At 59.8% G+C, this 25,675-nt stretch carries 28 protein-coding genes; 21 read left to right on the forward strand and 7 right to left on the reverse strand.

Annotation, left to right across the window (positions count from 1 at the left end; all coding sequences use genetic code 11):
- Positions 1–237: 237 nt before the first annotated feature.
- Entirely contained in the window at positions 238–1,293 is a 1,056-nt protein-coding gene (locus BM234_RS16775) for a glycosyltransferase family 2 protein (protein WP_092066940.1), read from the forward strand.
- A gap of 52 nt (positions 1,294–1,345) precedes the next feature.
- On the opposite strand, the gene mdh is transcribed toward BM234_RS16775, so the two are convergent.
- The gene (gene mdh / locus BM234_RS16780; protein ID WP_092066941.1) at positions 1,346–2,308 is read right to left on the reverse strand and encodes a malate dehydrogenase; all 963 of its coding nucleotides are present in this window, start codon (positions 2,306–2,308) and stop codon (positions 1,346–1,348) included.
- A gap of 162 nt (positions 2,309–2,470) precedes the next feature.
- On the opposite strand from mdh, the gene BM234_RS16785 reads away from it, so the two are divergent.
- On the forward strand, positions 2,471–3,226 hold the full coding sequence (locus tag BM234_RS16785) for a sulfite exporter TauE/SafE family protein (protein WP_092066942.1): 756 nt from the start codon (positions 2,471–2,473) through the stop codon (positions 3,224–3,226).
- Here the strand turns inward: BM234_RS16785 and BM234_RS16790 are convergent, their stop codons facing one another.
- Positions 3,227–3,517 (reverse strand): hypothetical protein, encoded by a 291-nt coding sequence (locus tag BM234_RS16790; RefSeq protein WP_425439252.1) that lies wholly within the window; start codon positions 3,515–3,517, stop codon positions 3,227–3,229.
- A gap of 298 nt (positions 3,518–3,815) precedes the next feature.
- Between BM234_RS16790 and BM234_RS16795 the strand changes: the two genes are divergently transcribed.
- The 13 genes from BM234_RS16795 (at position 3,816) to BM234_RS16850 (ending at position 13,666) form a co-directional block, all read left to right on the forward strand.
- Positions 3,816–4,673, forward strand: a complete 858-nt coding sequence (locus BM234_RS16795; RefSeq protein WP_092066943.1) for an HpcH/HpaI aldolase/citrate lyase family protein — start codon at positions 3,816–3,818, stop codon at positions 4,671–4,673.
- Positions 4,674–4,676: 3 nt separating this feature from the next.
- Positions 4,677–5,219, forward strand: a complete 543-nt coding sequence (locus BM234_RS16800) for an NnrU family protein (RefSeq protein WP_092066944.1) — start codon at positions 4,677–4,679, stop codon at positions 5,217–5,219.
- Between the two features lie 4 nt (positions 5,220–5,223).
- Complete coding sequence (locus BM234_RS16805) at positions 5,224–5,427, forward strand: DUF1737 domain-containing protein (protein WP_092066945.1); 204 nt, start codon at positions 5,224–5,226, stop codon at positions 5,425–5,427.
- Positions 5,427–6,458: a MaoC family dehydratase gene (locus BM234_RS16810; protein WP_092066946.1), complete on the forward strand. Its 1,032-nt coding sequence runs from the start codon at positions 5,427–5,429 to the stop codon at positions 6,456–6,458. The genes BM234_RS16805 and BM234_RS16810 overlap by 1 nt, the downstream gene beginning before the upstream one ends.
- Before the next feature lie 175 nt (positions 6,459–6,633).
- Complete coding sequence (locus BM234_RS17535; RefSeq protein WP_175501311.1) at positions 6,634–6,777, forward strand: hypothetical protein; 144 nt, start codon at positions 6,634–6,636, stop codon at positions 6,775–6,777.
- A gap of 253 nt (positions 6,778–7,030) precedes the next feature.
- Positions 7,031–7,414: a succinate dehydrogenase, cytochrome b556 subunit gene (gene sdhC / locus BM234_RS16815; protein WP_092066947.1), complete on the forward strand. Its 384-nt coding sequence runs from the start codon at positions 7,031–7,033 to the stop codon at positions 7,412–7,414.
- Positions 7,415–7,425: 11 nt separating this feature from the next.
- Entirely contained in the window at positions 7,426–7,797 is a 372-nt protein-coding gene (gene sdhD, locus BM234_RS16820) for a succinate dehydrogenase, hydrophobic membrane anchor protein (protein WP_092066948.1), read from the forward strand.
- Between the two features lie 18 nt (positions 7,798–7,815).
- The gene (gene sdhA, locus BM234_RS16825; protein ID WP_092066949.1) at positions 7,816–9,618 is read left to right on the forward strand and encodes a succinate dehydrogenase flavoprotein subunit; all 1,803 of its coding nucleotides are present in this window, start codon (positions 7,816–7,818) and stop codon (positions 9,616–9,618) included.
- Positions 9,619–9,689: 71 nt separating this feature from the next.
- On the forward strand, positions 9,690–10,778 hold the full coding sequence (locus BM234_RS16830; protein WP_281247992.1) for a glycosyltransferase family 4 protein: 1,089 nt from the start codon (positions 9,690–9,692) through the stop codon (positions 10,776–10,778).
- A complete protein-coding gene (locus tag BM234_RS16835; protein ID WP_092066950.1) occupies positions 10,775–11,686 on the forward strand; it encodes a glycosyltransferase family protein in 912 nt (303 codons plus the stop codon). Before BM234_RS16830 ends, BM234_RS16835 begins: the two co-directional genes overlap by 4 nt.
- Positions 11,687–11,773: 87 nt before the next feature.
- Positions 11,774–12,553, forward strand: coding sequence for a succinate dehydrogenase iron-sulfur subunit (locus BM234_RS16840; protein WP_092066951.1), 780 nt, complete (start codon positions 11,774–11,776; stop codon positions 12,551–12,553).
- Positions 12,554–12,602: 49 nt separating this feature from the next.
- Positions 12,603–12,818 (forward strand): hypothetical protein, encoded by a 216-nt coding sequence (locus tag BM234_RS16845; protein WP_092066952.1) that lies wholly within the window; start codon positions 12,603–12,605, stop codon positions 12,816–12,818.
- Between the two features lie 11 nt (positions 12,819–12,829).
- Positions 12,830–13,666: an urea carboxylase-associated family protein gene (locus BM234_RS16850; RefSeq protein ID WP_092066953.1), complete on the forward strand. Its 837-nt coding sequence runs from the start codon at positions 12,830–12,832 to the stop codon at positions 13,664–13,666.
- A gap of 82 nt (positions 13,667–13,748) precedes the next feature.
- On the opposite strand, the gene deoD is transcribed toward BM234_RS16850, so the two are convergent.
- The 3 genes from deoD to BM234_RS16865 all read right to left on the reverse strand — a co-directional run bounded on the left by deoD (position 13,749) and on the right by BM234_RS16865 (position 16,862).
- The gene (gene deoD, locus BM234_RS16855; RefSeq protein ID WP_092066954.1) at positions 13,749–14,453 is read right to left on the reverse strand and encodes a purine-nucleoside phosphorylase; all 705 of its coding nucleotides are present in this window, start codon (positions 14,451–14,453) and stop codon (positions 13,749–13,751) included.
- Between the two features lie 15 nt (positions 14,454–14,468).
- Positions 14,469–14,777 (reverse strand): H-NS histone family protein, encoded by a 309-nt coding sequence (locus BM234_RS16860; RefSeq protein WP_092066955.1) that lies wholly within the window; start codon positions 14,775–14,777, stop codon positions 14,469–14,471.
- A gap of 120 nt (positions 14,778–14,897) precedes the next feature.
- Positions 14,898–16,862 (reverse strand): protein meaA, encoded by a 1,965-nt coding sequence (locus BM234_RS16865; protein ID WP_092066956.1) that lies wholly within the window; start codon positions 16,860–16,862, stop codon positions 14,898–14,900.
- Between the two features lie 150 nt (positions 16,863–17,012).
- Here BM234_RS16865 and BM234_RS16870 point away from each other — a divergent pair, with 150 nt between their 5' ends.
- The 6 genes from BM234_RS16870 to BM234_RS16895 all read left to right on the forward strand — a co-directional run bounded on the left by BM234_RS16870 (position 17,013) and on the right by BM234_RS16895 (position 23,940).
- Positions 17,013–18,404 carry a 1-acyl-sn-glycerol-3-phosphate acyltransferase gene (locus tag BM234_RS16870; RefSeq protein ID WP_092066957.1) on the forward strand — a complete coding sequence of 464 codons (1,392 nt, stop codon included), beginning with the start codon at positions 17,013–17,015 and terminating at the stop codon, positions 18,402–18,404.
- Between the two features lie 104 nt (positions 18,405–18,508).
- A complete protein-coding gene (gene ccrA, locus BM234_RS16875; RefSeq protein WP_092066958.1) occupies positions 18,509–19,792 on the forward strand; it encodes a crotonyl-CoA carboxylase/reductase in 1,284 nt (427 codons plus the stop codon).
- Between the two features lie 359 nt (positions 19,793–20,151).
- A complete protein-coding gene (locus BM234_RS16880; RefSeq protein WP_245752742.1) occupies positions 20,152–20,889 on the forward strand; it encodes a helix-turn-helix transcriptional regulator in 738 nt (245 codons plus the stop codon).
- Between the two features lie 121 nt (positions 20,890–21,010).
- Positions 21,011–21,652 carry an acyl-homoserine-lactone synthase gene (locus BM234_RS16885; protein ID WP_092066959.1) on the forward strand — a complete coding sequence of 214 codons (642 nt, stop codon included), beginning with the start codon at positions 21,011–21,013 and terminating at the stop codon, positions 21,650–21,652.
- A 42-nt stretch (positions 21,653–21,694) separates the two neighbouring features.
- On the forward strand, positions 21,695–23,227 hold the full coding sequence (locus tag BM234_RS16890; protein WP_092066960.1) for an ATP-dependent DNA helicase: 1,533 nt from the start codon (positions 21,695–21,697) through the stop codon (positions 23,225–23,227).
- Positions 23,224–23,940 carry an SDR family oxidoreductase gene (locus tag BM234_RS16895; protein ID WP_092066961.1) on the forward strand — a complete coding sequence of 239 codons (717 nt, stop codon included), beginning with the start codon at positions 23,224–23,226 and terminating at the stop codon, positions 23,938–23,940. Before BM234_RS16890 ends, BM234_RS16895 begins: the two co-directional genes overlap by 4 nt.
- A 4-nt stretch (positions 23,941–23,944) precedes the next feature.
- Here the strand turns inward: BM234_RS16895 and BM234_RS16900 are convergent, their stop codons facing one another.
- Both BM234_RS16900 and BM234_RS16905 read right to left on the reverse strand, forming a co-directional pair.
- Positions 23,945–24,700: a TIGR02186 family protein gene (locus BM234_RS16900; protein WP_092066962.1), complete on the reverse strand. Its 756-nt coding sequence runs from the start codon at positions 24,698–24,700 to the stop codon at positions 23,945–23,947.
- The gene (locus tag BM234_RS16905) at positions 24,700–25,614 is read right to left on the reverse strand and encodes a sulfite exporter TauE/SafE family protein (RefSeq protein WP_092066963.1); all 915 of its coding nucleotides are present in this window, start codon (positions 25,612–25,614) and stop codon (positions 24,700–24,702) included. Before BM234_RS16905 ends, BM234_RS16900 begins: the two co-directional genes overlap by 1 nt.
- Positions 25,615–25,675: the final 61 nt, after the last annotated feature.

Genomic DNA, 25,675 nt, shown 5'->3' on the forward strand with positions numbered 1-25,675 from the left:
CTTGGCCTCCTCGGCCCGCAACACGGCCCGTCCATCGGCAACGGGCGCACCGTATGCCCGCAACAATCCCTTCGCCTGGTATTCGTGGATGTTCATGAAACTTGTCCCGTCTTGTTGCGATTCCCGAGCCTTTGAGCCCTATAATCGGGACTGTAGCCAAAACCGAAGCGAGTACATCGGAAAACCGTAGAAAACCAACATTTGTGATCACACTCAAAATTCGTGTGATCACAAAACATGGAATCTGTGCACGAACAGGGCGGCGGAACGGCGGACGGCCATGCGAACCGGGCCGAATTGAAGGGGACGAGGATGGCCGATTCAAGCTGGAGCGTGGCCTTGACGGTGCGGGAACCTGCGCCGCTGGTTCTTGCGAATGTGGCCTGGCATCTCGGGCAGGGCGCACGAGAGGTCCGAGTGTTTCTCGATGATCCCGGTGACCCGGTAGCGCCTGAACTGGAGGCCATACCGGGATGCATCGTGACCCGGTGCGATGAGGGGCACTGGGCGAAACGCGGCGGACGCAATCAGATGCAGACCCGGCGGCAGGTGTACAATGCGACCTTGGCCTATCAGGAAACCACGGCGAACTGGTTGATCCACCTTGATGCCGACGAATTCCTTTATCAAAAAACGCCCCTCGCGGATGAGCTTGGGCATCTGGCGGAGTTGCCCGGCTACCTGCATCTGGATGTCAGGGAGCGCTTCTATGAGGCGGGACATCAGGCACAGGATATTTTCGCGGGCGGGTTTCGATGCCCCTCGCGCGGGATACCGGTGTTTGACCGGGCGTTGTTCCGCGATCTTTCCCCGTGGCTCGCCAAGGGGCTTGCCGGACATGCGGCGGGTAAGGCGATCGTCCCAACAGGCAGGCCATGGCGCGTGGGCATTCACGCCCCCAAATACGGACAGCGGCGCAAAGAGAATCGGCTAGCTGGGCTCCCGTCGGGCAGTTCGGTCATCCTGCATTTCGATGGGCTCACGCGGGACCATTGGATCGGCAAGCTGCAGCGGTATGCGGGGCTGGATATCGAGGATGTGAACCGGATCGCCGCGCCCCATCGCCGGGCGCAAATCGCCATGGCGCGGGAATTCGGGGGCGATCACGAGGCGCTTGGCGCATTCCACGACCGCCTGAAATGCCTGAACGCGGATGAGGTCGCCCGCATGCGGGATCTGGGGCTGATCGACGACATCGCGTTCAACCCTGCGCCGGTCATCGCTTCGGTACTGGGGGAGCGCACGCCGGATCTGTCCGCAGCGGCCTTTGATCGCGCCTTGGGGACGCCATGAACGAAAAAGCCCCGGCGCGAAGACCGGGGCTTTTGTCAGGTATGATGTGCAATCACGCGAGGGAGTCGTCGATCCCCTTGCAAGCTTCGACGAGCCCTTTGACCGCTTCGACCGATTTGTCGAACATGGCTTGCTCGTCCTTGGTCATCTTGATGTCGACGATCCGTTCGACGCCGCCCGCACCGATCACCGAAGGGACGCCCACGTAAAATCCGTTGAGCCCCAAGGCACCGTCCACATAGGCTGCACAGGGCAGCACGCGCTTCTGGTCTTTCAGGAAGGCTTCGGCCATTTCGATGGCCGATGTCGCCGGTGCATAGAAGGCGGACCCGGTCTTCAGCAGGCCGACGATCTCCGCGCCGCCATCACGGGTGCGCTGTACGATGGCGTCGAGCTTCTCCTGCGTGGTCCACCCCATCTTCACGAGGTCGGGCAGCGGAATGCCCGCAACCGTGGAATAGCGCGTCAGCGGCACCATGGTATCGCCATGCCCGCCCAGAACGAAGGCGGTCACGTCCTTCATGGAAACGTCGAATTCCACGCTAAGGAAGTGGCGGAAGCGCGCGCTGTCCAGCACACCGGCCATGCCGCAGACCTTCTCGTGAGGCAGGCCCGAGAATTCACGCAGCGCCCAGACCATCGCATCGAGCGGGTTGGTGATGCAGATAACAAAGGCATCGGGGGCATTGTCGCGGATGCCTTCGCCCACGGCCTTCATGACCTTGAGGTTGATACCCAGAAGATCGTCGCGGCTCATGCCCGGCTTGCGCGGGACACCGGCGGTCACGATGCAGACGTCGGCGCCTGCGATATCGGCATAGGACTGGGTGCCGCGCAGCTTGGCGTCAAATCCCTCCGAGGGCCCAGATTCGGCGATGTCGAGCGCTTTGCCTTCAGGCGTGCCCTCGGCAATGTCGAACAGGACGACGTCGCCGAGTTCCTTCAGCGCGGCAAGATGGGCAAGTGTGCCGCCGATCTGTCCCGCGCCGATGAGGGCAATCTTGGGTCTGGCCATGAATCTCTCTCCGGTCCGTTGTTGGTCGCGCGTCTGCGTAAGCCCAAACCCGCGATCTGACAAGGGTGCCGCGCGGGGAGCCTTGGGTCGGTCGGGTCTCGCCATTCGCCCAGCTTCGCTCTAACTGAGTGGGAACACCCAACTTTTGCCGGAGCCGACAGCGTGATCGCGACCGACCTCTCCTTCTTCCTGATTGCCGCGCCGGCCGTCATCTTTGCTTCCGTGTCCAAGGCGGGCTTCGGGTCAGGCGCGGCCTTTGTTTCCTCATCGATTCTAGCACTTGTGCTTGATCCGGGGCATGCGCTGGGGATCATGTTGCCCCTGCTGATGCTGGTCGATGCCTTTAGCATGCGCCCCTATTGGAAGAAATGGAGTTGGCCCGACGCGCGCCTGCTGATCCTCGGCGGCATTCCGGGAACGGCGCTTGGGGCGTGGCTCTATACCATCGCCGACGCCAATCTCTTTCGGCTGTTGATTGGGGCGGTCTGCCTGCTTTTTGTACTCTGGCAGAGTTTGCTGTGGCTCGGAGTGGCGCGAATGCTCAATCGCCCGATGCCGCCATCGGCGGGGCTCATCGCCGGGGTCGTGGCCGGATTCACCAGCTTTGTCAGCCATGCCGGGGGGCCGCCAGCCTCCGTCTATCTGCTGTCGCGGCGTCTGACGAAGACGGAATTTCAGGGAACGACGGTGGTGTTGTTCTGGGTGCTGAATATCGTGAAATTCGTACCCTATGCCTTTCTGGGCATCTTTACGGCGCAGACCCTTCTGATTGATCTGATGCTCGCGCCGTTTGCGCTGTTGGGCGCCTGGATTGGCATACGCGCCCATGCGCTGGTGCCCGAACGGGCCTTTTTCGCGCTCACCTATGTGCTGCTGACCGCGACGGGCCTTCGGCTCATCTGGATCGCGCTGGCCTGATCAGGCGTCATTGCCCTTCGCGGGAAGAACTTCGGCCAGTTCCTCAAAGGCCTGACCGCTGGCGATAAGACAGGTGGTGCCTTCCGCGGTGGTCACGGTGATCGTCCACGAACCGGTTTCGTCGGAGGCAAAGACTTCGACGAGGGCATTGTTGGCCCCAAGGCCGATGGACTGGCGCGTTTCGCCGTATTTGTCGGCAAGTCGGCTCAGGACGGTTTCACGCTCTGCACATCCGCGCGCCTGTTCCGCATGGGTCATCCCGGCGGAAATGGCCAGAAAGCCGGCGGTCATCAGGGTCATCATCATCTTGGCGTTCATAGGTTCAACCTTTCAAAAAGGGGGCGTCAATTCAGGGTGCGCCCCAACCGTTCCTTCCTTTCGGACGATGCCGATATTCCGCAGTGACCTCTTCAACGGGCCTCATCATGTCTGATCCGATGCACAAAAGCTGGACCCTAACCCGTAAAGTCTGGTTAACGGCGCGCGCCGCAGGCTCTATTTTGGCCAGTTTCCGCAGTGCAGAAAAATACCCTTGAATTATTCGCGATAAAACGGGCATAGAAAGCGCAATAATATTACGGAGAACCCGATGGATTCGCACGCTCGCCCCTATCGCTCGATGCTCTACATCCCCGGCTCAAAGGTGCGCGCGTTGGAAAAGGCGCGCGGCCTGCCCGCGGATGCCATCATCTTTGACCTGGAGGATGCCGTCGCCCCGGCGGAAAAGGTCAGGGCCCGGGAGACATTGGCCGCTGCGCTTGGCGAGGGGGGATACGGCCCCCGCGCGCGGATCGTCCGGATCAACGGGCTCGACACGGACTGGGGCGAGGAGGATGCCCGCGCCGCCGTCGCCATGGGCGCCGAGGGTATATTGTTGCCCAAGGTCGAAAGCGCCGCGATGCTTGATGATCTTGCGCGGATCACGGGGGAGGTGCCGCTCTGGGCGATGATGGAAACCCCCTTGGGTATGCTTCACGCCGAAGAAATCGCCGCGCATCCGCGACTCGCCGGGCTGGTCATGGGCACAAACGATCTGGCGAAGGATCTGGGCGCACGGTTTCGGCCCGACAGGATGCCGATGCTGGGCGGACTCTCCCTATGTCTTCTCGCAGCGCGGGCGCATGGCCGGATCATCGTTGACGGTGTCTATAACGCCTTCAAGGACGAACATGGGCTGAGGGCAGAGGCGGAACAGGGGCGAGACATGGGGTTCGACGGCAAGACCCTGATCCATCCGGCGCAACTCGACGTGGCAAACACGGTATTCGCGCCGACTCAGGAAGAGGTGGATCTGGCCCGCCGGCAAATCGCCGCTTTCGAAGAGGCGCAGGCCGCCGGGGAAGGGGTCGCGGTGGTCGATGGACGCATCGTGGAGAACCTTCACGTTGCGACTGCCCGGGAAACTCTGGCAAAGTCCGCCGTGATAGAGGCGCTCGCAACGGAGTAACCCATGATTTTCCTCATTCTCGGCATCTTACTGTGGTCCATACCGCACTTGTTGCGGCGCTTCGCGCCGGAGCGACGTGCCCAGATGGGGGACAAGGGGCGCGGCCCCATCGCGCTCGCCATCATCCTCGGGGTGGTATTGATGGTCATCGGCTATCGCATGGCGGATGGCCCCTATTGGTGGGGACGTACCTCCGCCACCACGGGCATCAACAACCTGCTTATGCTGGTATCCGTCTATCTCTTCGCGGCCTCGGGGATGAAGACCCGCGTCACCCGCCTGATACGCCATCCACAGCTGACCGCCGTAATCCTCTGGGCGATCGCGCATCTTCTGGTGAACGGGGATCTGCCCTCATTCGTGCTCTTCGGCTCCCTGTTCATCTGGGCGCTGGCGGAAATGAGCCTTATCAATCGCAGCGAAAGCTGGACGCCGCCATCACCCGGTCCCGCACGCAAGGAGATCATGGCACTCGTCGGCACCGTGATTGTCTTCGGCGTCCTCGGCGGGGTGCATTATCTCTTTGGTCTACAGGTTTTTGGATAAACGCATGAAACTCTATCGCTTCCTCAGTGACGACGACACGTCCGCCTTTTGCCACAAGGTCAGCGCTGCGCTCGCCAAGGGGTGGGAATTGCACGGCAGCCCGACCTATGCCTTCGATCAGGCAAACGGCGTCATGCGATGCGGGCAGGCAGTCGTGAAAGAGGCGGCGGGTGAGTATTCTCCGGACATGAAGCTCGGGGAACAGTGATGGCCAAGACCTCCCCGGGGCGCTTTTTTGAGGATTACCACCCGGGGCTGATCCTCGATCATGCGGTTCCTCGCACCGTGACCGAAGGCGAGCGGGCGCTGTATCATGCGCTCTACCCCGCGCGGCACGCCTTGCAATCTTCTGACGACTTTGCCCGGGCTTGCGGCCTCCCGCGCAGCCCGCTGGACGATCTTGCCGCGTTTCACATCGTTTTCGGCAAGACCGTACCGGATGTGTCGATCAACGCCGTCGCGAATCTCGGGTATGCCGAAGGCCGGTGGCTTCGTCCGGTCTATCCCGGCGATACGCTGCGGGCGCGCTCGGAGGTGATCGGGGTCAAGCAAAACTCCAACGGGCGCACCGGCATTGTCTGGGTCCGTTCCCGTGGAGAGAACCAGCGCGGCGAGACGGTGATGGAGTACGTCCGCTGGGTCATGGTTCGCAAGCGCGACGCCGCATCCCCCGCGCCCGCGCCTGTGGTTCCGGACCTTCGCGACGCGCTGTCGCCGTCCGATCTTGTCGTTCCAGAGGGGCTGAATTTCACCAACTATGATTTCGCGCTGGCGGGGGAGCGCCACCGCTGGGGTGACTATGAGGTGGGGGAGCGGATCGACCATGTCGACGGCGTGACCATCGAAGAGGCCGAACACATGATGGCCACCCGCCTTTGGCAAAACACCGCCAAGGTGCATTTCGATGCGACACAGCGCGAGGATGGCAAGCGGCTGATCTATGGCGGGCACGTCATGTCTCTCGCGCGGGCGCTGAGCTTTAACGGTCTCGCCAATGCACAGCTTGTTGTGGGTCTCAACGGCGGAACCCATGCGAATCCCTGCTTCGCGGGTGAGACGGTTCGCGCATGGTCGGAGGTTATCGATCGCGCGGAAATGCACGCTCCGGGTGTGGGGGCGCTGCGTCTGCGCCTTGTTGCGACAACGGGTGGGGAGCCCTTCGTGCGAAAGAACCAAGACGGTAAATTTTCCCCTAACGTCTTGTTGGATTTAGATTATTGGGCTTTGATTCCGCGATAAATCAGACGCTCTGCCAAATTTTACGCCGCAGTGCAGAAAATTAACTTTTCGTAACGACGGAAAGTGCAGTAAGCTCACCCCCATGAGACTTGGATGTCCCTTGGGAAAGGCCGTTGGCATGATACTTCATTACCCCCGCTCAACGCAGGATGTATTGTCAGTACCGGGAGATTTAGTGCCGGAACTTGTCCGTTCCATGACCGCGGACCGAAGCTTTAGTAGGCTTGTCAATGAGATAAACGAAGAACTCCTCGGCGGTGACAAGCTGGCACGACAAAAGGCGCGCGACGCGCTCAGCCACCTCGGCTTTGTCGACTGATCCACACGTCGCAGTTTCCAACCGTATAAGCCGGCGTCCTTCAGGGGCGTCGGTTTTTTCTCGTGTTCATGCTGCACCACAGCATTTCGCGTTTCCTCGGCTGGCCAATTTTGTGATCACGGGCTATCTTCGTGTGATCACATAAGCAAAATTTCTGACGCGCTATGTCAAAAAACTGCCCCTCAGGCACCGGCGCAATCGTGACAACCGGGATTTTTAGCTTAAAACGAGGCAGCAACCGAAAGGAGCGATCATGGCCGACGTGAATCGGGGAAACCGTCCCCTCTCACCGCACCTGACTGTTTATCGTCCGCAGCTGACCTCGATGACCTCTATCCTCACGCGGATCACCGGCAATGCCCTGCTTGTCGCGGCGCTGCTCATCGTCTGGTGGTTCCTCGCCGCAGCGACATCCCCCGAAGCCTTCGCACGGGCCGACGCCGTGATCACAAGCTGGTTTGGCGATCTGGTGATGCTGCTTTCCGTGTGGGCCCTTTGGTATCACACGCTCGCGGGCGTCCGCCACCTGATCTGGGATACGGGCGCGGGGCTGGATCTGCCGACCGCCTACAAGCTCGGCTACGCCGTCATTGGCGGCTCGTTCCTGCTCACCCTGTTGACCGTCATCATCGTCTGAAGGATCCTGCCATGCGTTTTCTGACCGACCGCAAGCGCGCCGTAGGGCTTGGTGCCGCGAAATCCGGTGTCGAGCATTTCTGGGCGATGAAGGTCTCCTCCGTCGCGCTTCTGTTTCTCGTGCCGCTGTTCGTCATCACGTTCGGCCGCACGCTGGGCGCCGATTACGAGGCCGTACAGGCCTATTACGCGCGTCCCTTCCCGGCGATTGTCGCCGCGCTGACCCTCGTGGTCGGTTTCAAACACTTCAATGACGGCGTTCAGGTGCTGATCGAGGATTACGTCCACGGCATTGCGCAGAAGATCGCCCTGATCGCGATGACCTGCATTTCCTATGCCGCCGCCGCGACAGGCGTTTTCGCCATCGCCAAACTCGCCCTCTGAGAGCCGGAGCAACCGAACATGGCAGCTTACGAATACGAAACGCATGAATACGACGTGGTCGTGGTGGGCGCGGGCGGCGCGGGTCTCCGCGCGACCCTCGGCATGGCCGAACAGGGGCTGCGCACCGCTTGCGTGACCAAGGTGTTTCCGACCCGGTCCCATACCGTGGCGGCGCAGGGCGGCATCGCCGCGTCCCTGTCGAACATGGGGCCCGACCACTGGCAGTGGCACATGTACGACACGGTAAAGGGCTCCGACTGGCTCGGCGACACGGATGCGATGGAATACCTCGCCCGCGAAGCGCCCAAGGCCGTCTATGAGCTGGAGCATTACGGCGTGCCCTTCTCCCGTACCGAAGCGGGCAAGATCTATCAGCGGCCCTTTGGTGGTCACACCACCGAATTTGGTGAGGGCCCGCCGGTACAGCGTACCTGCGCTGCCGCCGACCGCACCGGCCATGCGATCCTTCACACGCTCTATGGCCAGTCGCTCAAGCACAACGCCGAGTTCTATATCGAGTATTTCGCAATCGATCTCGTGATGTCCGAAGACGGGCAGTGTCAGGGTGTTCTGGCGTGGAAACTCGACGACGGCACGATGCACCTGTTTTCCGCCAAGATGGTCGTTCTGGCCACGGGCGGCTACGGGCGCGCCTATTTCTCAGCCACCTCCGCCCATACCTGTACCGGCGATGGCGGCGGCATGGCCGCGCGTCAGGGGCTTGCCCTTCAGGATATGGAATTTGTGCAATTCCACCCCACCGGCATCTACGGCGCGGGCTGTCTCATTACCGAGGGCGCACGCGGGGAGGGGGGCTATCTCACCAACTCCGAGGGCGAGCGCTTCATGGAACGCTATGCCCCGACCTACAAGGATCTCGCCTCTCGCGATGTGGTCTCGCGCTGCATGACGATGGAAATCCGTGAGGGCCGGGGAGTGGGCGCTGAAGGCGACCACATTCACCTGCACCTCAACCACCTGCCGCCCGAGACACTACATGAACGTCTGCCCGGTATTTCCGAGAGCGCGCGCATCTTCGCCGGTGTCGACCTGACGAAGGAACCGATCCCGGTGCTGCCGACCGTGCACTACAACATGGGCGGCATTCCGACGAACTACTGGGGCGAAGTGCTCGACCCGACGGACGAGGACCCCGATCGGATCTTCCCCGGTCTCATGGCCGTGGGCGAAGCGGGCTGTGCCTCCGTGCATGGGGCCAACCGGCTTGGCTCCAACTCGCTCATCGACCTTGTGGTATTCGGGCGTGCCGCCGCGATTCGTGCGGCCAAGGTCGTCGATCCCGAAACCGCCGTGCCCGCGCCCAACCTGGCCAGTGTGGAAAAGGCACTGGATCGCTTCGACCATTTCCGCCACGCGAACGGCACGGTGCCCACCGCCGAACTGCGACTTGAGATGCAAAAGACGATGCAGCAGGACGCCGCCGTTTTCCGCACCGACAAGACGCTCAAGGAAGGCGTGGCCAAGATGGACTCCGTCGCGGCCAAGCTCGACGACATCAAGGTCACCGACCGCTCGCTGATCTGGAACTCCGACCTGATGGAAACGCTGGAGCTGACCAACCTCATGCCCAACGCGCTCGCCACGATCCACTGCGCCGAGGCCCGCAAGGAAAGCCGCGGCGCCCATGCGCAGGAGGATCACCCCGATCGCGACGACGAGAATTGGCGCGTCCATTCCCTCGCCCGCATCAACGGCGGCGTGGATCTAAGCTATCGCCCGGTCCACCTCGAGCCGCTCTCCACCCACGAAAACGGCGGCATCGACCTCAAGAAAATCGCGCCCAAGGCGCGGGTCTACTGACCCGGCCTGCCCGCATTCGACGTGTGCTGCTAGCCACCAATCATCTATACCGGTGGGCTGGGTCGGAAGTTGTGTTGTTGGAGCTTGCCGAAGAATTCGCGCGTCGTAACTTGGAAGTTTGCTTGCTGTGTAACGAATTAAGCGACGCGCTTCGTCCGGATTTCGCTGCATGCACACAGCAGGTGTTCGAAGAACCGGAGGTTGTCGATCCCTTTGACTTCGACCTGCTTTGGGCACAACATCACGTGCTGCAACCTTCGCTTCACGCCTCCAAAGTGCGGAATCGGAAGATGCCGGTTACGATCTTTAGCCATTTATCGCCCTATGATCCATTCGAGACGCCCGGCCCATTTGTCGAGCGTAAGCTCGCAGATATGATTTTCGCCAATAGCCCGGAAACTGCGGAGGCAATAAGGCGTTATGGCAAGGACTTCGATAGGATCGAGGTCCTTGCGAATCCTGCGCCACGTAATTTCGAGACGACGGCGAAGAGAGAGGGGTCGATTTCATCCCTCTTGGTCGTGTCGAACCATGTTCCCAAGGAACTGGATGTGGCCCTGAATCTTCTTGAGAAGACCGGTTTGATCGTCGAACGTATCGGTCGGCGGGCCACTCATATGCGGGTGACGCCCGAGATGCTCGCCCAAGCGGATGCCGTGATCACCATCGGGAAGACGGTTCAATATGCCCTCCGCGCTCGCCGGCCCGTATTTTGCTATGACCGCCATGCAGGGCCGGGATGGCTGTGCGAGGCCAACTTCGGGACTGCGGCCTGGTATAACTTCAGCGGGCGGGGCTTCGGCCCGGCTCGCAGTCCGGAAGATCTCGCCCGCGAGATAACCGCCGGAGCGTGCGAGGCGCAGGCTTTCGCTGGGTCGATTCCACCTAAACGCCTCGCTCCATTCGTTCTCGAAGACGAGATCAGTACAATCCTAGAGCGGGCCGAGCGGCATGCGGGTGATCCCGAGCGGTCAGCGCGGCTGAGCTACGTACTGAACGATCCCAATTTTCGTGCCGAATTAGCGCACGAGGCCGCGCTCTCAAGCTTAATCAATCGCGAATATCTCAGGCGTCGCAAACTCGAAACCCGCGTCGCACGCTTGAAAGATCGCCGCAGTTTTGGCTCATGGTTCCGTCGCAAAAAGGTGCCTGTTACATGAGGGCGGTTCGACTTTGCCTACCGTGCCCCCCGCCGGAGCCGGGAAAGTCTTGGGGTGACTGGTTCTTTGCCCGGTCGCTCGGGCGGTCCTTCGAAAGGGCGGGGATACGCGTCCGGTTCGATTTCTTCAGTCTGCGACGGCGCAAGGGCAAATGGACTTGGCCAACGCGTTGGCCGATACCGGGCGAGGTCGATCTGGTCATCCGCGGTTCGCGCCCCTACCGTCCCGTCATGGGTCGGCGCCTCTTCATCTGGCTCATCTCGCAGGCCGAGACGGCTTCCGAGGAAGAGCTTGCCAGTGCTCGGCACGTCTTCGTAGCTTCTCAACCCTATGCGGAGAAGCTCGCCGCGAAGGGGATATCGGCCTCTTTTTTACCGCAATGCACAGATGCGGAAATTTTCCGACCCAGGCCTCCGGCGAGTGAGCTTCGCTCAGAGCTGTTGTTTGTGGGGAATCGCCGCAAGTATGCGCCCCGTCCGGTTGTCGAACTTGCGCGTGCGACGGGCCACGAACTCGCTGTATGGGGCAGGGGCTGGGAAGGGATTCTGCCCGAGAACGTGTTTCGCGGCAGCGCGATCGAGAATGACGATCTCAGCGGCCACTACGCGTCCGCCCGTGTCGTCCTCAACGATCACACGGAGGGGATGCGGAAGGAGGGGTTTCTTTCGAATCGCGCCTATGACGTGCTCGCCAGCGCCCGCCCTATCCTCACCGAAAAGATGCCCGGCATCCCTGTGGACCTTCAAGAAGCGCTGTACCTTTATACGCCAGAGACCTTCACGGAGGTCCTAGAACGCGCTCTGGCAGAGGCTGATCAGGACCGTGAAGAGATGGCCAACTATGTGCGATCCAATCATGATTTCAGCAATCGCGCGGCCCGGATTGTCGAGGTGGCAACCAATGTATGATAGCGCGGACTCGCCGAACTTCCTTGGCCTGATCCCGTGGCCGGTCTACAACTCCTTTCGAAACCCAAAGTCAGCGAGGTTGCGCCAATGGTCCAACTGACACTCCCCAAGAATTCCCGCATCCGTACCGGCAAGACTTGGCCGAAACCTGCGGGCGCGTCCAACCTGCGCAAGTTCAGCGTGTATCGCTGGAACCCCGACGACGGGGAAAATCCGCGGGTCGATACCTATTTCGTCGACATGGATACCTGCGGGCCCATGGTTCTGGATGCACTGATCAAGATCAAGAATGAGATCGACCCCACGCTGACGTTCCGGCGTTCCTGCCGCGAGGGTATCTGCGGGTCCTGCGCGATGAACATCGACGGGATCAACACGCTTGCCTGCACCTATGGCATGGATGAAATCAAAGGCGACGTGAAAATCTATCCCCTGCCGCACATGCCGGTGATCAAGGATCTCATTCCCGACCTCACCCATTTCTATGCGCAGCACGCCTCCATCATGCCATGGCTGGAGACCAAGACCGCCGCGCCGGCAAAGGAATGGAAGCAATCCATCGAGGACCGCAAGAAACTCGACGGTCATTATGAGTGCATCATGTGCGCCTGCTGTTCGACCTCCTGCCCGTCCTACTGGTGGAACGGCGACCGGTATCTGGGGCCCGCCGCGCTGCTCCATGCCTACCGCTGGATCAACGACAGCCGCGACGAAGCGACCCCCGAACGACTTGATGAGCTTGAGGATCCCTTCAAGCTGTACCGCTGTCACACGATCATGAACTGCGCCAAGACCTGCCCCAAGGGTCTGAACCCGGCCAAGGCGATCTCCGAAATCAAGAAGATGATGGTCGAACGCGCCGTCTGAGTTACGGGCGGCCTTTTCCCGGGCCGCCTGATTGCCTATCTGGGCTTGCATGTTCTTCGTCGTCATCGGCCTCGCGCTGGCCTTCGTCCTCATTGCCATCTTTTCCCGCCGCGGGACACGCAACTGCCGCTGGCGGGCGGAACGTTCGGGCGATCGTGGCACCTTGCGCAAATATCGCTGCGCCGCATGCGGGGCCGAAGCCTTCACCGCAACCAGCGGTCCGCCCACGGATTGCAAGGCGGGACTCGGGCCGCCGAAACTCTGAAGGGACGCTAGATGGAACCTGCCGACGCCGACGAACGCCGCGCGATCCCGCCGGTCATCTGCTATCCAACGGACACCCTGCCGCGTCCCGATCTTGAGCTTTACCGAACGGCGCGCGCCACCGCGCGCAAAACAGGAGAAATTCGCGCAGCCCCCCGCGATGCCGCCGCGTTTCGCGTTCCCGCCGGGGAATTCTTTCGCATCACCTGTGTTGAGGGGCCGCAGGTCGGCGATCTGAACCTCTGGAACGCCAATGATCTGACGGAGCGATTCTTCTCCGGCAAGACCCGCGCCCTGCATGGCAGCCACGTGACCACCGGCGACCGGCTTTGGTCCTCATTGCCCATGCTTCGTCCGATGGCCACGATCGTCGAGGATTCGCTGCATTGGTATGGGATCGATCCCCACGGCGGCGCGGTGCATGACGTCATCGGCACGCGGTGCGATCCCTATACCCACGCCCTGCTGAGCGGGGGGGATTATCACCACTGCTGTCACTCCAACCTGATTCGCGCCTTGTCGGAGGCCGCCGGCCTCAGCCGCGACGAGGCGGAACCGCTAGTCCACGATGTGCTCAACGTGTTCATGTGCACCGGCTTCACGCGCGACACCGGGCAGTATTTCATGAAGGCCAGCCCCGTACGGCCCGGCGATTATCTGGAATGCTTCGCAGAAATCGACCTGCTTGGCGCGCTGTCGGCCTGTCCGGGGGGCGATTGCGGGGCAGAGCATTCATCCGATGCCGCCGCGTGTCATCCGCTGCTGATCGAAACCTTTGCGCCCGAACCTGACGCGCTGGCCGGTTGGCAATCACCGGCGCCCAATCCTTATGACCGAAGCCATGGGTAAAACCCGCGTATGCCGTTGGTGGCATACGCGAGTCATACAGATGTCATACGAAAGTCATACCCACTTTTCAGGGGGTTAGCCTTCAGGCGAAGGCTGCCTCAAGCGCGACTTCGACCATCTCGCCAAAGCTCCGCTCGCGGTCTTCGGCGGGCAGGGCTTCGTGCGTCTGAAGGTGATCGGACACCGTTAGAATGGCCAATGCGCGCACCGAATGACGCGCCGCGAGATTATAAAGCTCGGCCGCTTCCATTTCGACGCCGAGTATTCCATGCCGCGTCATGATCTCATTGAGATCCGGGCGCTCATCATAGAATACATCTGCCGAATAAATACCGCCCACATGGGTATCGCAATCGCGATTGCTCGCCGCCTTTACGGCTGCGTCAAGCAACTCCCAATTCGCGCAGGGGGCGAAATTTATTTCCTTGAATATCCCCGATGACGGCGTCGAAAGAGTCGTTGCCGTCATCGCGATAATCAGATCCCTGACTTTTACGAAAGGTTGCATACCGCCACAGGACCCGATGCGAATGAGTGTTTTCGCACCGAAATCCTTGATCAATTCGTTTGCATAGATCGAAAGTGAGGGCATCCCCATTCCCGAACCCTGAATCGTGACGCGATGCCCGTTCCATGTGCCGGTATATCCCAGCATTCCACGGGTCTCATTCACGAGGACCGGATCGGTGAGGAAGGTTTCTGCCGCCCACTTTGCCCGGCGGGGGTCGCCGGGCATAAGGACGGTTTCCGCGATCTGACCCGGTTCGGCGCCGATGTGTATGGTCATGTCGAACCGACGCTCCTAGATGGCCAGATCTTCGATGTCTTTACCCGCAGCCAGCCATTCGGTGACCCAGCCCGGCTTGCGGCCACGACCTGTCCACGTCTTCTCAGGGTTCTCGGGGTGCCGATACTTCGGGGGGTTCTTTTCCTTGGGCGCGCCCTTTGCGTAGATGTCATCGATGGAAAAGCCAAATTCCTTGGCGGCTTTTTCAACGGCTGCGCGGGCCTCGGCCTTGCGGCGCGTTTCGACGGACTTGAGTGCTTTGTCCACGTCGGCTCTCAGTGCGAGCAGTTCATCGCGGCTCATCTTTTCGAGGTTCAATGTCATTTAGTTCTCCTTTGAGTAGGTCGCAAAGGAGGCGCAAAAAATGTTAATTTCAAGGCCCATTCTTGTATCGTTCAACTTAGATTTGTGTAACCGGCAATTCCATGCCGAAAGACAGGCTTTCTATTCCGCCGCAGGGCGGGCGTCGGCAAGCTCCACAATGTCCATCATGATCGCATTCAATGCGAAATCCTTGGGGGTGTAGACCTTCGTGACCCCGAACGATTTAAGGCGTTCCGCGTCGTCGTCGGGAATGATGCCGCCCACGATGACCGGTATTTCTCCAAGCCCCGCTTCTTTCATGTCGCGCATGAAACTTTCAACTAGGGGAAGGTGACTACCCGAAAGTATAGAAAGGCCAATTACATGCGCGCGATTGGCCTGTGCCGCCTCAATAAGTTGTGTCGGGGTCAGCCGAATCCCCTGATAATCAATCTCCATCCCGCAGTCCCGAGCCCGATAGGCGATTTGTTCGGCCCCATTCGAATGCCCATCAAGACCCGGCTTGCCCACCAATAGCGAGAGCCGCCGCCCCAATCGGACACTGACCGCGTCCACGGCTTCGCGGATCTCATCGAGGCCTTCGGTCTCATTGGATCGTGCCGGAGAAATCCCCGTGGGGCCGCGATATTCGCCATGCGCCGCGCGAATTTCGGTGGCCCATTCCCCCGTCGTTACACCGGCCTTCGCGGCAGCGATCGAAGCGGGCATGATATTGTCCCCCGCGAGCGCTGCGGCGCGAAGTGCGCTCAATGCCTTTGCCACCGCCACGGAATCCCGCGTGGCGCGCCACGCATCGAGCCGGGAAATCTGCTCCCGCTCCACCTCGGGGTCGACCGTCATGATGCCGCCGTCTTCGCCCACAAGGGGACTTGGCTCCGCTTCGGTCCAGCGATTGACGCCGACGACCACTGTTTCGCCGCGCTCTATTCGGCCAATTCGCGCCGCATTGCTCTCGACAAGGCGGCCTTTCATATAATCGATTGCCTCAATGGCACCGCCCATGCTTTCAATCGTGGAAAGCTCATGGCGTGCGGCCTCTTTCAAAGAGGCAACTTTCGCGTCCACGGCGGGATTTCCATCGAACAGGTCTTCGAATTCAAGCAAGTCGGTCTCATGGGCGAGGATTTGCTGCATTCGCATCGACCATTGTTGATCCCAAGGGCGGGGCAGGCCGAGCGCTTCGTTCCATGCGGGAAGCTGCACTGCCCGCGCCCGTGCTCTTTTCGACAGCGTGACCGCCAGCATTTCAATCAGGATGCGATAGACGTTGTTTTCTGGCTGCTGTTCAGTGAGGCCCAGTGAATTGACCTGAACCCCATAACGGAACCTGCGAAACTTTTCCTCTTCAACCCCATATCGCTCGCGACAGATTTCATCCCACAGCTCGCAAAAGGCCCGCATCTTGCACATTTCGGTCACGAAACGGATGCCGGCATTTACGAAAAAGGAGATCCGCCCCACGATGGCCGAAAAATCCTCGGCTTTTACCCGGGGCCGCAGCTCATCCAGCACCGCAATCGCCGTGGCCAGAGCAAAGGCCAGTTCCTGCTCCGGTGTCGCGCCCGCCTCCTGCAAATGATAGGAACACACATTCATCGGATTCCATTTGGGAACATGCGTATAGCAGTATTCTGCCACGTCTCCGATCATGCGCAGCGAGGGTTTGGGTGGGCAAATATACGTGCCCCGGCTCAGATATTCCTTGATGAGATCATTTTGCACGGTCCCTGCAAGGCTTGCCAGATCCGCGCCCTGTTCTTCCGCCACCGCGATATAAAGCGCCAAAAGCCACGGCGCGGTCGCGTTGATCGTCATGGAGGTATTCATCTGCGCCAGCGGAATACCGTCGAAGAGCGCCCGCATATCGCCCAGATGCGAGACGGGCACGCCTACTTTACCGACTTCCCCCTTGGCCAGAATATGATCGCTGTCATAGCCCGTTTGTGTCGGAAGGTCGAACGCAACAGACAGCCCCGTTTGCCCCTTCGCGAGGTTGTCGCGATAAAGCGCGTTAGACGCTTCGGCCGTGGAATGGCCTGCATATGTGCGGATAAGCCAAGGACGGTCCTTACGGTGGTCGGTCATGCGGGCCCCTCAAGCGACTAAGCAACAAAATTACTCTGTGAGAGAGATACACGAAACAAAATAGCGATGTCAACGCGCCGCAGCGCGGCATTTTCAGCGGGACGGGGGCATCTGCTTGCCGGGTGGGGCTAACCCTGCTTTCGTCCCCCCATGACATCAACTGTTGAACTGCCGCTGTGGCTCTTCGTCGTGATCCTGCTCTTTGCGGCGGTCACTGCTGCGAGTCATCTCTTCTTTCCGTCGGTCCGTTGGTTCCTGCGCCGGCGCATGGAACGGGTGGTCGCGCGTCTCAATCGACGCCTCGTACGGCCAATCCAGCCGTTCAAGCTGTTACGGCGACAGGATATGATTCAACGGCTGGTCTATGACCCAGAAGTCACCCGCGCCGTTGTCGCCCACGCAGAGGCCAATAACCTGCGCGAAGACGTCGCCTTTGAAATTGCAAAACGGTATGCGCGCGAAATTGTCCCCGCATTCAGCGCCACCGCGTATTTCGGGTTTGCAATTCGCGCCTCTCGCTGGCTTTCCACCGCGCTTTATCGTGTCCGGCTGGGGCATTGGGATGAGGATGCTATTCGCGAAATCGATCCCGAGGCGACGGTCGTGTTTGTCATGAATCACCGCAGCAATATGGATTACGTGCTGGTCACTTATCTCGCGGCGGATCAATCGGCGCTGTCCTACGCCGTCGGCGAGTGGGCCAGAACCTGGCCGCTTAGCCCCTTGGTGCGAGCCATGGGGGCATATTTCATCCGGCGCCGCTCAAGAGATGCTTTGTATCGCAAGGTTCTCGCGCAATATGTTCGCATGGCGTCGGATGCCGGCGTCACACAGGCGATCTTTCCCGAGGGCGGACTAAGCCTCGATGGGCGGATCGCGCCCCCGCGTATGGGCCTGCTCAACTATATCGCGACAGGAGACAGGCAGGGCGGCCGCGACGTCGTCTTTGTGCCGGTCGCGCTCAACTATGATCGCGTTCTGGAAGACGGGGTATTGATTGCGGCACAGTCCCGATCCGAACGGCGGTTTCGGGGGAGTGTTCTCGTTGCCTTGGGATTTATCCTCGGAAAGCTTTGGCTCTGGGTCACATTCCGTTACCGGCGTTTCGGCTATGCCGCAGTGCAATTCGGTCCTCCCGTCTCGCTCGCGGAGATGAAGCGTGGAGGCGACGATTCCACCAAAGCCTTGGCGGAAGAGTTGTTTCGGCGCATCAAGCGCAGCGTGCCAGTTCTTCCTGTTCCCATGGTTTGCCTCGCTTTCGAGGGCGAAGATGAATTGACGGTGAGCGTGACCGAGGCTCGCGTCGAAGCCCTTCTCGCAAGAATGCAGGTGTCGGGCCAGTTGCCGGTGCCACCGCGAGAGAGCTTTGCCGGTTTCGGCATACGGCAACTCGTGGACCGGGGCTTGCTGAAGCGTCGCGGGGAAAGGCTGCACGCGCCGCATGCCAAAGAGCCTCAGCGGACGTACTATGCAAACTCTGTAAGGCATCTTCTCCGAGAGAGTGGCGATAAGATACCGCACACCGATGTTCGTGAGACATAAAATTTCAATATAGGTCACGAAATGGTTGCAATGTTACTTCTTGCTGCGTATCCCGAGATAAGCACCAAAATTCTGCGGTGCAGCGCTGGTATGGAGGAGTTGAGATGGCCTTGGACACCGAGATCGGGATTGCAACCTATGATGCTCCGGAGAAGGACCTGTATGCAGTAGGGGAGATGCCCCCGCTTGGCTTCGTTCCGAGGCAGATGCACGCATGGGCAATCCGTAGAGAGCGGCACGGCGAGCCTGATCAGTCGTTTCTGGCGGAAGTCGTGGATGTGCCCAAGCTCGACAGCAACGACGTGCTCGTCCTCGTTATGGCCGCAGGGGTCAACTACAATGGCGTTTGGGCCGGGCTCGGCATTCCGATCAGCCCTTTCGATGTCCACCATGCGGAGTTTCATATCGCGGGATCTGATGCGTCCGGCATTGTTTGGGCGGTCGGGGACAGGGTGAAGCGCTGGAAGGTTGGCGATGAGGTCGTCATCCATTGCAATCAGGACGACGGCGACGATGAGGAGTGCAACGGCGGCGATCCGATGTATTCGCCTTCTCAAAGGATCTGGGGCTATGAGACTCCGGATGGGTCTTTCGCGCAATTCACCCGGGTTCAATCGCAGCAGCTTATGCCGCGTCCAAAGCATCTGACATGGGAAGAGAGTGCTTGCTACACGCTGACGCTGGCCACGGCCTATCGCATGCTCTTCGGCCATCACCCCCATGAACTCAAGCCCGGGCAGAACGTGTTGGTTTGGGGGGCGTCGGGTGGCTTGGGATCCTATGCCATTCAGCTGATCAATACGGCAGGAGCAAATGCGATCGGCGTGATCTCGGAAGAAGACAAACGAGAGTTCGTCATGAGCCTTGGCGCCAAGGGGGTCATCAACCGGCGAGATTTCAAGTGCTGGGGGCAACTGCCGACCGTGAACACGCCGGAGTACAAGGAGTGGTTCAGCGAGGTTCGCAAGTTCGGCAAGGCCATCTGGGACATCACAGGCAAGGGCGTGAATGTTGATATGGTGTTTGAGCATCCCGGTGAGGCAACTTTCCCTGTCTCAACCTTCGTCTGCAAGAAGGGGGGGATGGTGGTGATCTGCGCGGGAACTACCGGATACAACCTTACGATGGATGCGCGGTACGTCTGGATGCACCAGAAACGCATCCAAGGCAGCCACTTCGCCCATCTCAAGCAAGCGGGCGCCGCGAACAAGCTGATGGTGGAGCGCAGGCTTGATCCCTGTATGTCAGAGGTCTTCCCTTGGGCAGAGATTCCGCAGGCGCACATGAAGATGCTCCGCAACGAGCACAAGCCCGGCAACATGGCTGTCCTCGTTCAATCGCCCCGCACGGGACTGCGCACCTTCGAGGATGCGCTCGCGGTAAGATAACGCCGAAATGGAATCACCCCGGCATGGTTAACAGACCGCGGAGCAGGAGGCTGTTCCGCGGTCTTACTCTGTTCTGATTCGCGGTTTGTTTGGTTTCAAGGAGTTGCAAAATGGCCCCTCGCTATTTCTGGGGAGTTATAAAACGCGAATTTATGAACGGATCTGGCTCGTGCTATGATTGTGTTAATGAGTTGTTAACCACCTAGAAGCGAGAAACCAAATGCAAAGTACCTGGATTGTTGACGTGATCGCCGACCTTCGCACTTATGCGCGGACGAATGATCTTTCGGCTCTGGCCGAACAGCTTGACGACGCGCTGATGGTTGCGGCGATCGAAACAGCCCCGGTGTCTCGTTCACATGCTGTGGGGGTTCGCGGTGCTCATGAAAACGTCGCTCGAAGCGATTTTAGAGCGTTTGGAGAAATCGAGCGCGCTTGAAGAAATGCAGTCGGTTGCGGAGAGTATCCGTGACCACTACGGCGTTTCGCATCTTGTCTATCACTGGGTCAGTAGTAACGGTGAACAGTACGGATGCGGCACCTACTCGATGGAATGGGTCGAACGATATCTGGAGAAAGAGTATCTCCGCGTCGATCCGGTCATAGCAGGCTGCTATAACAAGTTTCATCCCGTAGACTGGAAACAACTGGATTGGTCGAGCAAGGGTGCCAGACAGTTCCAGAAGGAGGCAATCGAGTACGGGGTCGGAAACCAAGGGTATTCCATTCCGATCCGCGGTCCCAACGGTCAATACGCCCTCTTCACGCTGAGCGACGACACGTCGGATGCAGACTGGGCCGAGTTCACAGAAAAGAACCGGCGTGATTTGATCCTGCTAGCTCACGCGATGAACGAGAAGGCGTTGGAACTGGAACCGGGGCGCGAAGGTCCGCCGATCACCTCTCTGTCCCCGAGGGAGGTCGAAGCGATCACCTGTCTCGCACTTGGTCAATCCAGAGCCCAGGCCGCGCAGAGATTGTCGATCTCCGAGCATACCTTGCGTGTCTATATCGAAAGCGCGCGTCACAAGCTCGGTGCTCTTAACACTACCCACGCCGTAGCCCGGGCGATGCAAAGGGGCATAATCGTTGTTTAATTGCGGCCCCACCGTACGGTGCGGTCAACGGCATCTTATGGTCTCGCGCGCTGCCGCTAACGCCTGTTAACATTTCGGGCGCAAATTTTCCCCATCAAAACATTCATCGGGGAATGACAACATGCTGCGCTACATCTACGCCGAAGACCTCCACAACTATCCTCTCCTCCGCGACACGATGTTCCGGGACCGGGCCCTCCAGTTCCAAGAACGTCTTGGCTGGGAAGTCAGCGTGGATGAGCAAGGTTTCGAAACCGATCAGTATGACGATGTCGATCTCAATCCACTCTATGTGATCTGGGAACGTGCCGACGGCCGTCACGGTGGCTCTATGCGCTTTCTGCCCACGACGGGGCGCACCATGGTCAATGAGCATTTTCTGCACGTCACCGATGGCACGGAAATCCGCTCTGGCCTGATTTGGGAGTGCACCCGATTCTGTCTCGCACCTGATGCGGATGCTAATGTTGCTGGTGCCTTGATGCTTGCAGGCGGCGAACTGATGGACCGTTTCGCACTCCGCCACTTCGTTGGCGTATTCGATGCGCGGATGATCCGTATCTATAGCCGAATTGGCGCAAAGCCGACCGTTCTTGGCACCATCGGTGAAGGCCGCGACGCGATCAGCGTTGGGCTGTGGGAGTTTTCCGCAGAGGCAAAAGAGCTTGTCGCCAAGCGTGCTGGGCTTAATCTTGGCCTCTCCGACCACTGGTTTCGCCAATCTTTCGATCTGTACCAACCTCGACTCGCCGCAATCGCATAAAGGCTGCTTTTCCCCGGGCGGCGGGGCGCGTAATGTCGGCGCATGAGCGCACCCGCCGTAATCTTCTCGGAAGATCAAGCCGAAGCATATGACCGGATTGCCGAGGGGCTCGCCTCGGCCGGGGTCGATATATCCGATGCTATCCTGACGCCCCCGAGCGACGGAAAGAGTTCCGTTCTGGCGGTGCTCGGCAAAGCAGGGTCAGGCAAGACTCTGTTGCTATCGGAACTTTACAAGTCCCTTCGATCTGCTGGTGTCGAGATCGTAACGGGCGACTACGAGAGCAAGCGCTCTCTTGAGCGCCGATCGCTCGCTATCCTTGCTCCTACCAATAAGGCGGCCAGCGTTCTCAGGATGCGCGGCGTGCCTGCAACCACGATCCACCGTATCCTTTACACGCCGGTCTATGATCCCGAGTATGAGAAGATTGCCGAGTGGCTTGCCGGTGACGGCGAAAAGCCCGAGATTGAGGAACTCTCGGAGGAAGCATTAGAACGGGCTGCGGCATTCTTCTCCAAGATGCCGTCCATTCCCGGGGCGCTTGCGGCTGCTGGTTTGCGGGGGTCCGATTTTATCAGGGGATGGAAACGCCGCGAAGAACCGCTCGATATTGGGCTTGTAGATGAAGCTTCCATGCTCGATTCGCGCCAGTTTGAAGATTTGCAGGAAATCTTCCCCAATCTGCTGCTGTTCGGCGATCCGGCCCAACTCGCGCCGGTCAACCAATCTGGGGCCATGGTTTTCGACTCTGTGCCGGATTCGCAAACATTGAACCTGCGCCGTATCCATCGGCAAGACGCGGATAATCCGATTCTCGACCTTGCCCACGCGCTTGCAGATCCCGATGTGGACTTTCATTCTTTTGAAAACTTGGTCGAGGAAGCCGCTCGGAAAGACGACCGCGTTGTCTGGGGGCAGCGTGTTGAAGTGGATCTCATGGCCCGCTCGCCGGTTTTGGTCTGGCGCAACGCGACGCGGATCAGGTTGATAAATGCATTCCGGCAGGTCCACGGCGCGCCCGAAGACGCGTTGCTCGAGGGAGAGCCGTTGATTTGCGATGGGCTGGAGCTACCGCTCAAATACCGTAAGAAGCGACTGGACCTTGAGGCGCGCGGTCTGATCAAGGGGGCACAAGTGATTTACCTCGGGCCTGGACGCAAGGCGGGGTTTTCTCGTTTGCATGTGATGGGGGCGGAAGACCCGCAGGTTTCAGCGGCGTCTATCGTCAAGATCGAAAAGCCGGACGAAGAAGAGCCCTTTATCCCATATGCCGCGAATATGGGGGCTACGTTTCTGCATGGTGCCGCGGTCACGATCCACAAGGCTCAAGGCTCGCAATGGGAGGCGGTTCAGGTGTTTGCGCCCGATCTCTATGCGGCGGCTCGCATGGGCCGGACTGAGGCGGGGCAACCTCTTTGGAAGCGTCTTGCCTATGTGGCGATTACCCGCGCGCAGGAGCGTCTCTATTGGATCGTCCGGGCGCGACTTTCCAAGCCATCCGGGCCGCTCCGGACGGATGATTTGCGCCGGATACCTGCTGCGCCGCTTGCTCTTGAAACTGTGGAGGTGGAATGAAGACGATACTGATTACCGGTGCGAGCAGCGGAATCGGGGCCGCATGCGCGATGTATTTTCTCGCGCAAGGGCATGAGGTTGGCCTCATGGCGCGGTCGAAGGACAAACTTGAAGAGTTGGCCCGTAACCATGCGAACGCGCATGTCTTACCTGCCGATGTGACCTCCGAGGGAGAGGTGGACGCAGCCTTTGAGGCATTCGTCGCGAAGACCGGGCGGCTGGATGTGCTCTTCAACAACGCCGGAACGTTTGGCAGGGCGGCCTATGCAGATGACCTTTCACCTGAGGAATTCGCGCAAACGCTCGCGGTGAACGTGACGGGGATGTTTCTTTGCGCTCGTGCCGGCTTTGGACAGATGCGACGCCAATCCCCCCAAGGCGGGCGGATCATCAACAACGGTTCGATTTCCGCCCATACTCCGCGGCCGATGTCTGTGGCCTACACTACCACCAAACACGCAATCACCGGCCTGACGAAAAGCTTGTCTTTAGATGGGCGTGATTTCGACATCGCGTGCGGACAGATCGACATCGGGAATGCGCGAACCGACCTTCTTGAGGGCATCGTCGCGGGCGCGGCGGAGCGCCCTCCGATGATTGAAGTCGGGGACGTGGTCAAAGCGGTCTCTTACATGGCGGGTCTGCCGCCCGAGGCGAATGTCCAGTTCATGACAGTCATGGCTACCAAAATGCCCTACGTGGGACGCGGGTAAGCGCCTAGCGGCGCAGCAGCGCGAAACCGGCGGACGCGCCCCATCCGGCCACGAGTGCTATTCCGACAGCCATAATTCCGTAAACGAAAGGCTGCTCCCTCGAGAGTGAGAATAGAAACCGTTCCAACCCGACTTTCTGCACGTCAATCACTGTCTTGAATTGGTGTACGATCTCGCCTTGGCGCGTCAGGAAAATTCGCGTCTCATATCCCCCTTCGGAGATATTCGCCGGGAGTTGCACCGAGGTGCGGAAAAGGGTCTGTTCATCTAGGACGACATGATAGGGCCGCCGCTGGTAAAGACCTTCGCGCAGTCGAATGCGCACCAGCGCATCGATGAACCGGGCGGTATCTGTGCCTTCGGGCGCGGCGCTTACGGTACGAATGGCGTTGTAGATGCTCACGCGGCTGCGCAGGTCTTCTTCCTCACTCATGGCGACGACGAGAGGGGCTGTACTGGCGACTGCATAAAAGCTCGGGGCGGAGGCGACCTCGACGGATTCGGTGTTGACCCAGATGCCGAACCTCCGCTCCTTCCGGCGAATGACCAGTGGCTCCCTCGGACCTTCTACGGTGATGATGACCTCCAACCGTTCCTCCGGGATCGGCTCATCCCGTTTGACAGCGCCAAAGACGAGGATCTCCGATCCGTCGAAGAATGCGGTGATGGAAACCCGGTCACGGCTAAGCCCGAGCACGACTTCTTCGGCCGCAGAGGCCGGCAGCGCGAAACACAGAGCGAGGAGGAGAATGCGAACCATCAACTCTCTCCCGGCGGGCCAAGGCTGTAGAGTTCGGATGGGGTAAGCAACAGATCGAGCGCAAGTTTCGTGCAGACGGCGAGGACGAGGACAGCGAGAAGGATCCGAAGTTGCTCTGCGCGCAGGCGAAGCCCGATGCCCGTGCCCACTTGGGCCCCGATGATGCCACCAAACAGCAGCAAGACCGCAAGCACAACATCCACGGTATAATTCGTTGTGGCATGCAAAAAAGTGGTGAAGGCCGTAACGAAGATGATCTGAAAGAGCGATGTGCCGACCACGACCTTGGTGGGCATATGAAGCAGATAGATCATCGCCGGAACCATGATGAAGCCGCCGCCGACCCCCATCACGGCAGACAGAATGCCCACGAAAAATCCGACGAGGATTGGCGGAATGACCGAGATATAGAGCCCCGAGGTCCGGAAGCGCATCTTCATTGGCAGCGCCTGTGCCCAGCCCCGCTTGCGCTGGCGGGCGGGCTTGCCGCGCCCGGAACGACGAAGCGCTCTGACACTTTCGACGAACATCAAGGCGCCGATCACGCCGAGGAACAGCACATAGCACAAGGTCACGAACAGATCGACTTGCCCGAGCGCGCGGAGAACGTTGAAGAGATAGACGCCCAAGGCGGCTCCGGCGAACCCCCCGATGAGCAGAATCCACCCCATTCGAATATCGACGGTCTTGCGCCTCAGATGCGCGAAAAGCCCGGAGACGGATGAGGCGACGATCTGGTTCGCGCCGGTGGCGACGGCGACGGCGGGCGGAATTCCGATAAAGAAGAGCAGGGGTGTCAGCAGAAATCCCCCTCCGACTCCGAACATTCCTGACAGCACCCCGATCAAGCCGCCCAAGCCGAGCAGCAGGAAGAGGTTTACCGAGACCTCGGCGATGGGGAGGTAGATCTGCATGCCCCTACATTGCGCGGGCAATTTGGGCTTGGCAACGGCCCTCGCACGTCATTTCGCGCGG

The sequence above is a fragment of the Poseidonocella pacifica genome, from assembly GCF_900111875.1.
GTDB classification, from domain to species: Bacteria; Pseudomonadota; Alphaproteobacteria; order Rhodobacterales; family Rhodobacteraceae; genus Poseidonocella; species Poseidonocella pacifica.

Bases quoted from the DNA above. Each gene is read 5' to 3' on its own strand.
- BM234_RS16800 (WP_092066944.1), top strand. From the start codon at position 4,677: ATGATTTTCCTCATTCTCGGCATCTTACTGTGGTCCATACCGCACTTG.
- BM234_RS16840 (WP_092066951.1), top strand. From the start codon at position 11,774: ATGGTCCAACTGACACTCCCCAAGAATTCCCGCATCCGTACCGGCAAG.
- ccrA (WP_092066958.1), top strand. From the start codon at position 18,509: ATGGCCTTGGACACCGAGATCGGGATTGCAACCTATGATGCTCCGGAG.
- BM234_RS16880 (WP_245752742.1), top strand. From the start codon at position 20,152: ATGCTGTGGGGGTTCGCGGTGCTCATGAAAACGTCGCTCGAAGCGATT.
- BM234_RS16895 (WP_092066961.1), top strand. From the start codon at position 23,224: ATGAAGACGATACTGATTACCGGTGCGAGCAGCGGAATCGGGGCCGCA.
- BM234_RS16850 (WP_092066953.1), top strand. From the start codon at position 12,830: ATGGAACCTGCCGACGCCGACGAACGCCGCGCGATCCCGCCGGTCATC.
- BM234_RS16835 (WP_092066950.1), top strand. From the start codon at position 10,775: ATGAGGGCGGTTCGACTTTGCCTACCGTGCCCCCCGCCGGAGCCGGGA.
- BM234_RS16905 (WP_092066963.1), bottom strand. From the start codon at position 25,614: ATGCAGATCTACCTCCCCATCGCCGAGGTCTCGGTAAACCTCTTCCTG.
- BM234_RS16805 (WP_092066945.1), top strand. From the start codon at position 5,224: ATGAAACTCTATCGCTTCCTCAGTGACGACGACACGTCCGCCTTTTGC.
- BM234_RS16900 (WP_092066962.1), bottom strand. From the start codon at position 24,700: ATGGTTCGCATTCTCCTCCTCGCTCTGTGTTTCGCGCTGCCGGCCTCT.
- BM234_RS16845 (WP_092066952.1), top strand. From the start codon at position 12,603: ATGTTCTTCGTCGTCATCGGCCTCGCGCTGGCCTTCGTCCTCATTGCC.
- BM234_RS16775 (WP_092066940.1), top strand. From the start codon at position 238: ATGGAATCTGTGCACGAACAGGGCGGCGGAACGGCGGACGGCCATGCG.
- BM234_RS16795 (WP_092066943.1), top strand. From the start codon at position 3,816: ATGGATTCGCACGCTCGCCCCTATCGCTCGATGCTCTACATCCCCGGC.
- mdh (WP_092066941.1), bottom strand. From the start codon at position 2,308: ATGGCCAGACCCAAGATTGCCCTCATCGGCGCGGGACAGATCGGCGGC.
- BM234_RS16870 (WP_092066957.1), top strand. From the start codon at position 17,013: ATGACATCAACTGTTGAACTGCCGCTGTGGCTCTTCGTCGTGATCCTG.
- sdhD (WP_092066948.1), top strand. From the start codon at position 7,426: ATGCGTTTTCTGACCGACCGCAAGCGCGCCGTAGGGCTTGGTGCCGCG.
- BM234_RS16890 (WP_092066960.1), top strand. From the start codon at position 21,695: ATGAGCGCACCCGCCGTAATCTTCTCGGAAGATCAAGCCGAAGCATAT.
- BM234_RS16810 (WP_092066946.1), top strand. From the start codon at position 5,427: ATGGCCAAGACCTCCCCGGGGCGCTTTTTTGAGGATTACCACCCGGGG.
- BM234_RS16885 (WP_092066959.1), top strand. From the start codon at position 21,011: ATGCTGCGCTACATCTACGCCGAAGACCTCCACAACTATCCTCTCCTC.
- deoD (WP_092066954.1), bottom strand. From the start codon at position 14,453: ATGACCATACACATCGGCGCCGAACCGGGTCAGATCGCGGAAACCGTC.
- BM234_RS16860 (WP_092066955.1), bottom strand. From the start codon at position 14,777: ATGACATTGAACCTCGAAAAGATGAGCCGCGATGAACTGCTCGCACTG.
- sdhC (WP_092066947.1), top strand. From the start codon at position 7,031: ATGGCCGACGTGAATCGGGGAAACCGTCCCCTCTCACCGCACCTGACT.
- sdhA (WP_092066949.1), top strand. From the start codon at position 7,816: ATGGCAGCTTACGAATACGAAACGCATGAATACGACGTGGTCGTGGTG.
- BM234_RS16790 (WP_425439252.1), bottom strand. From the start codon at position 3,517: ATGACCGCCGGCTTTCTGGCCATTTCCGCCGGGATGACCCATGCGGAA.
- BM234_RS16865 (WP_092066956.1), bottom strand. From the start codon at position 16,862: ATGACCGACCACCGTAAGGACCGTCCTTGGCTTATCCGCACATATGCA.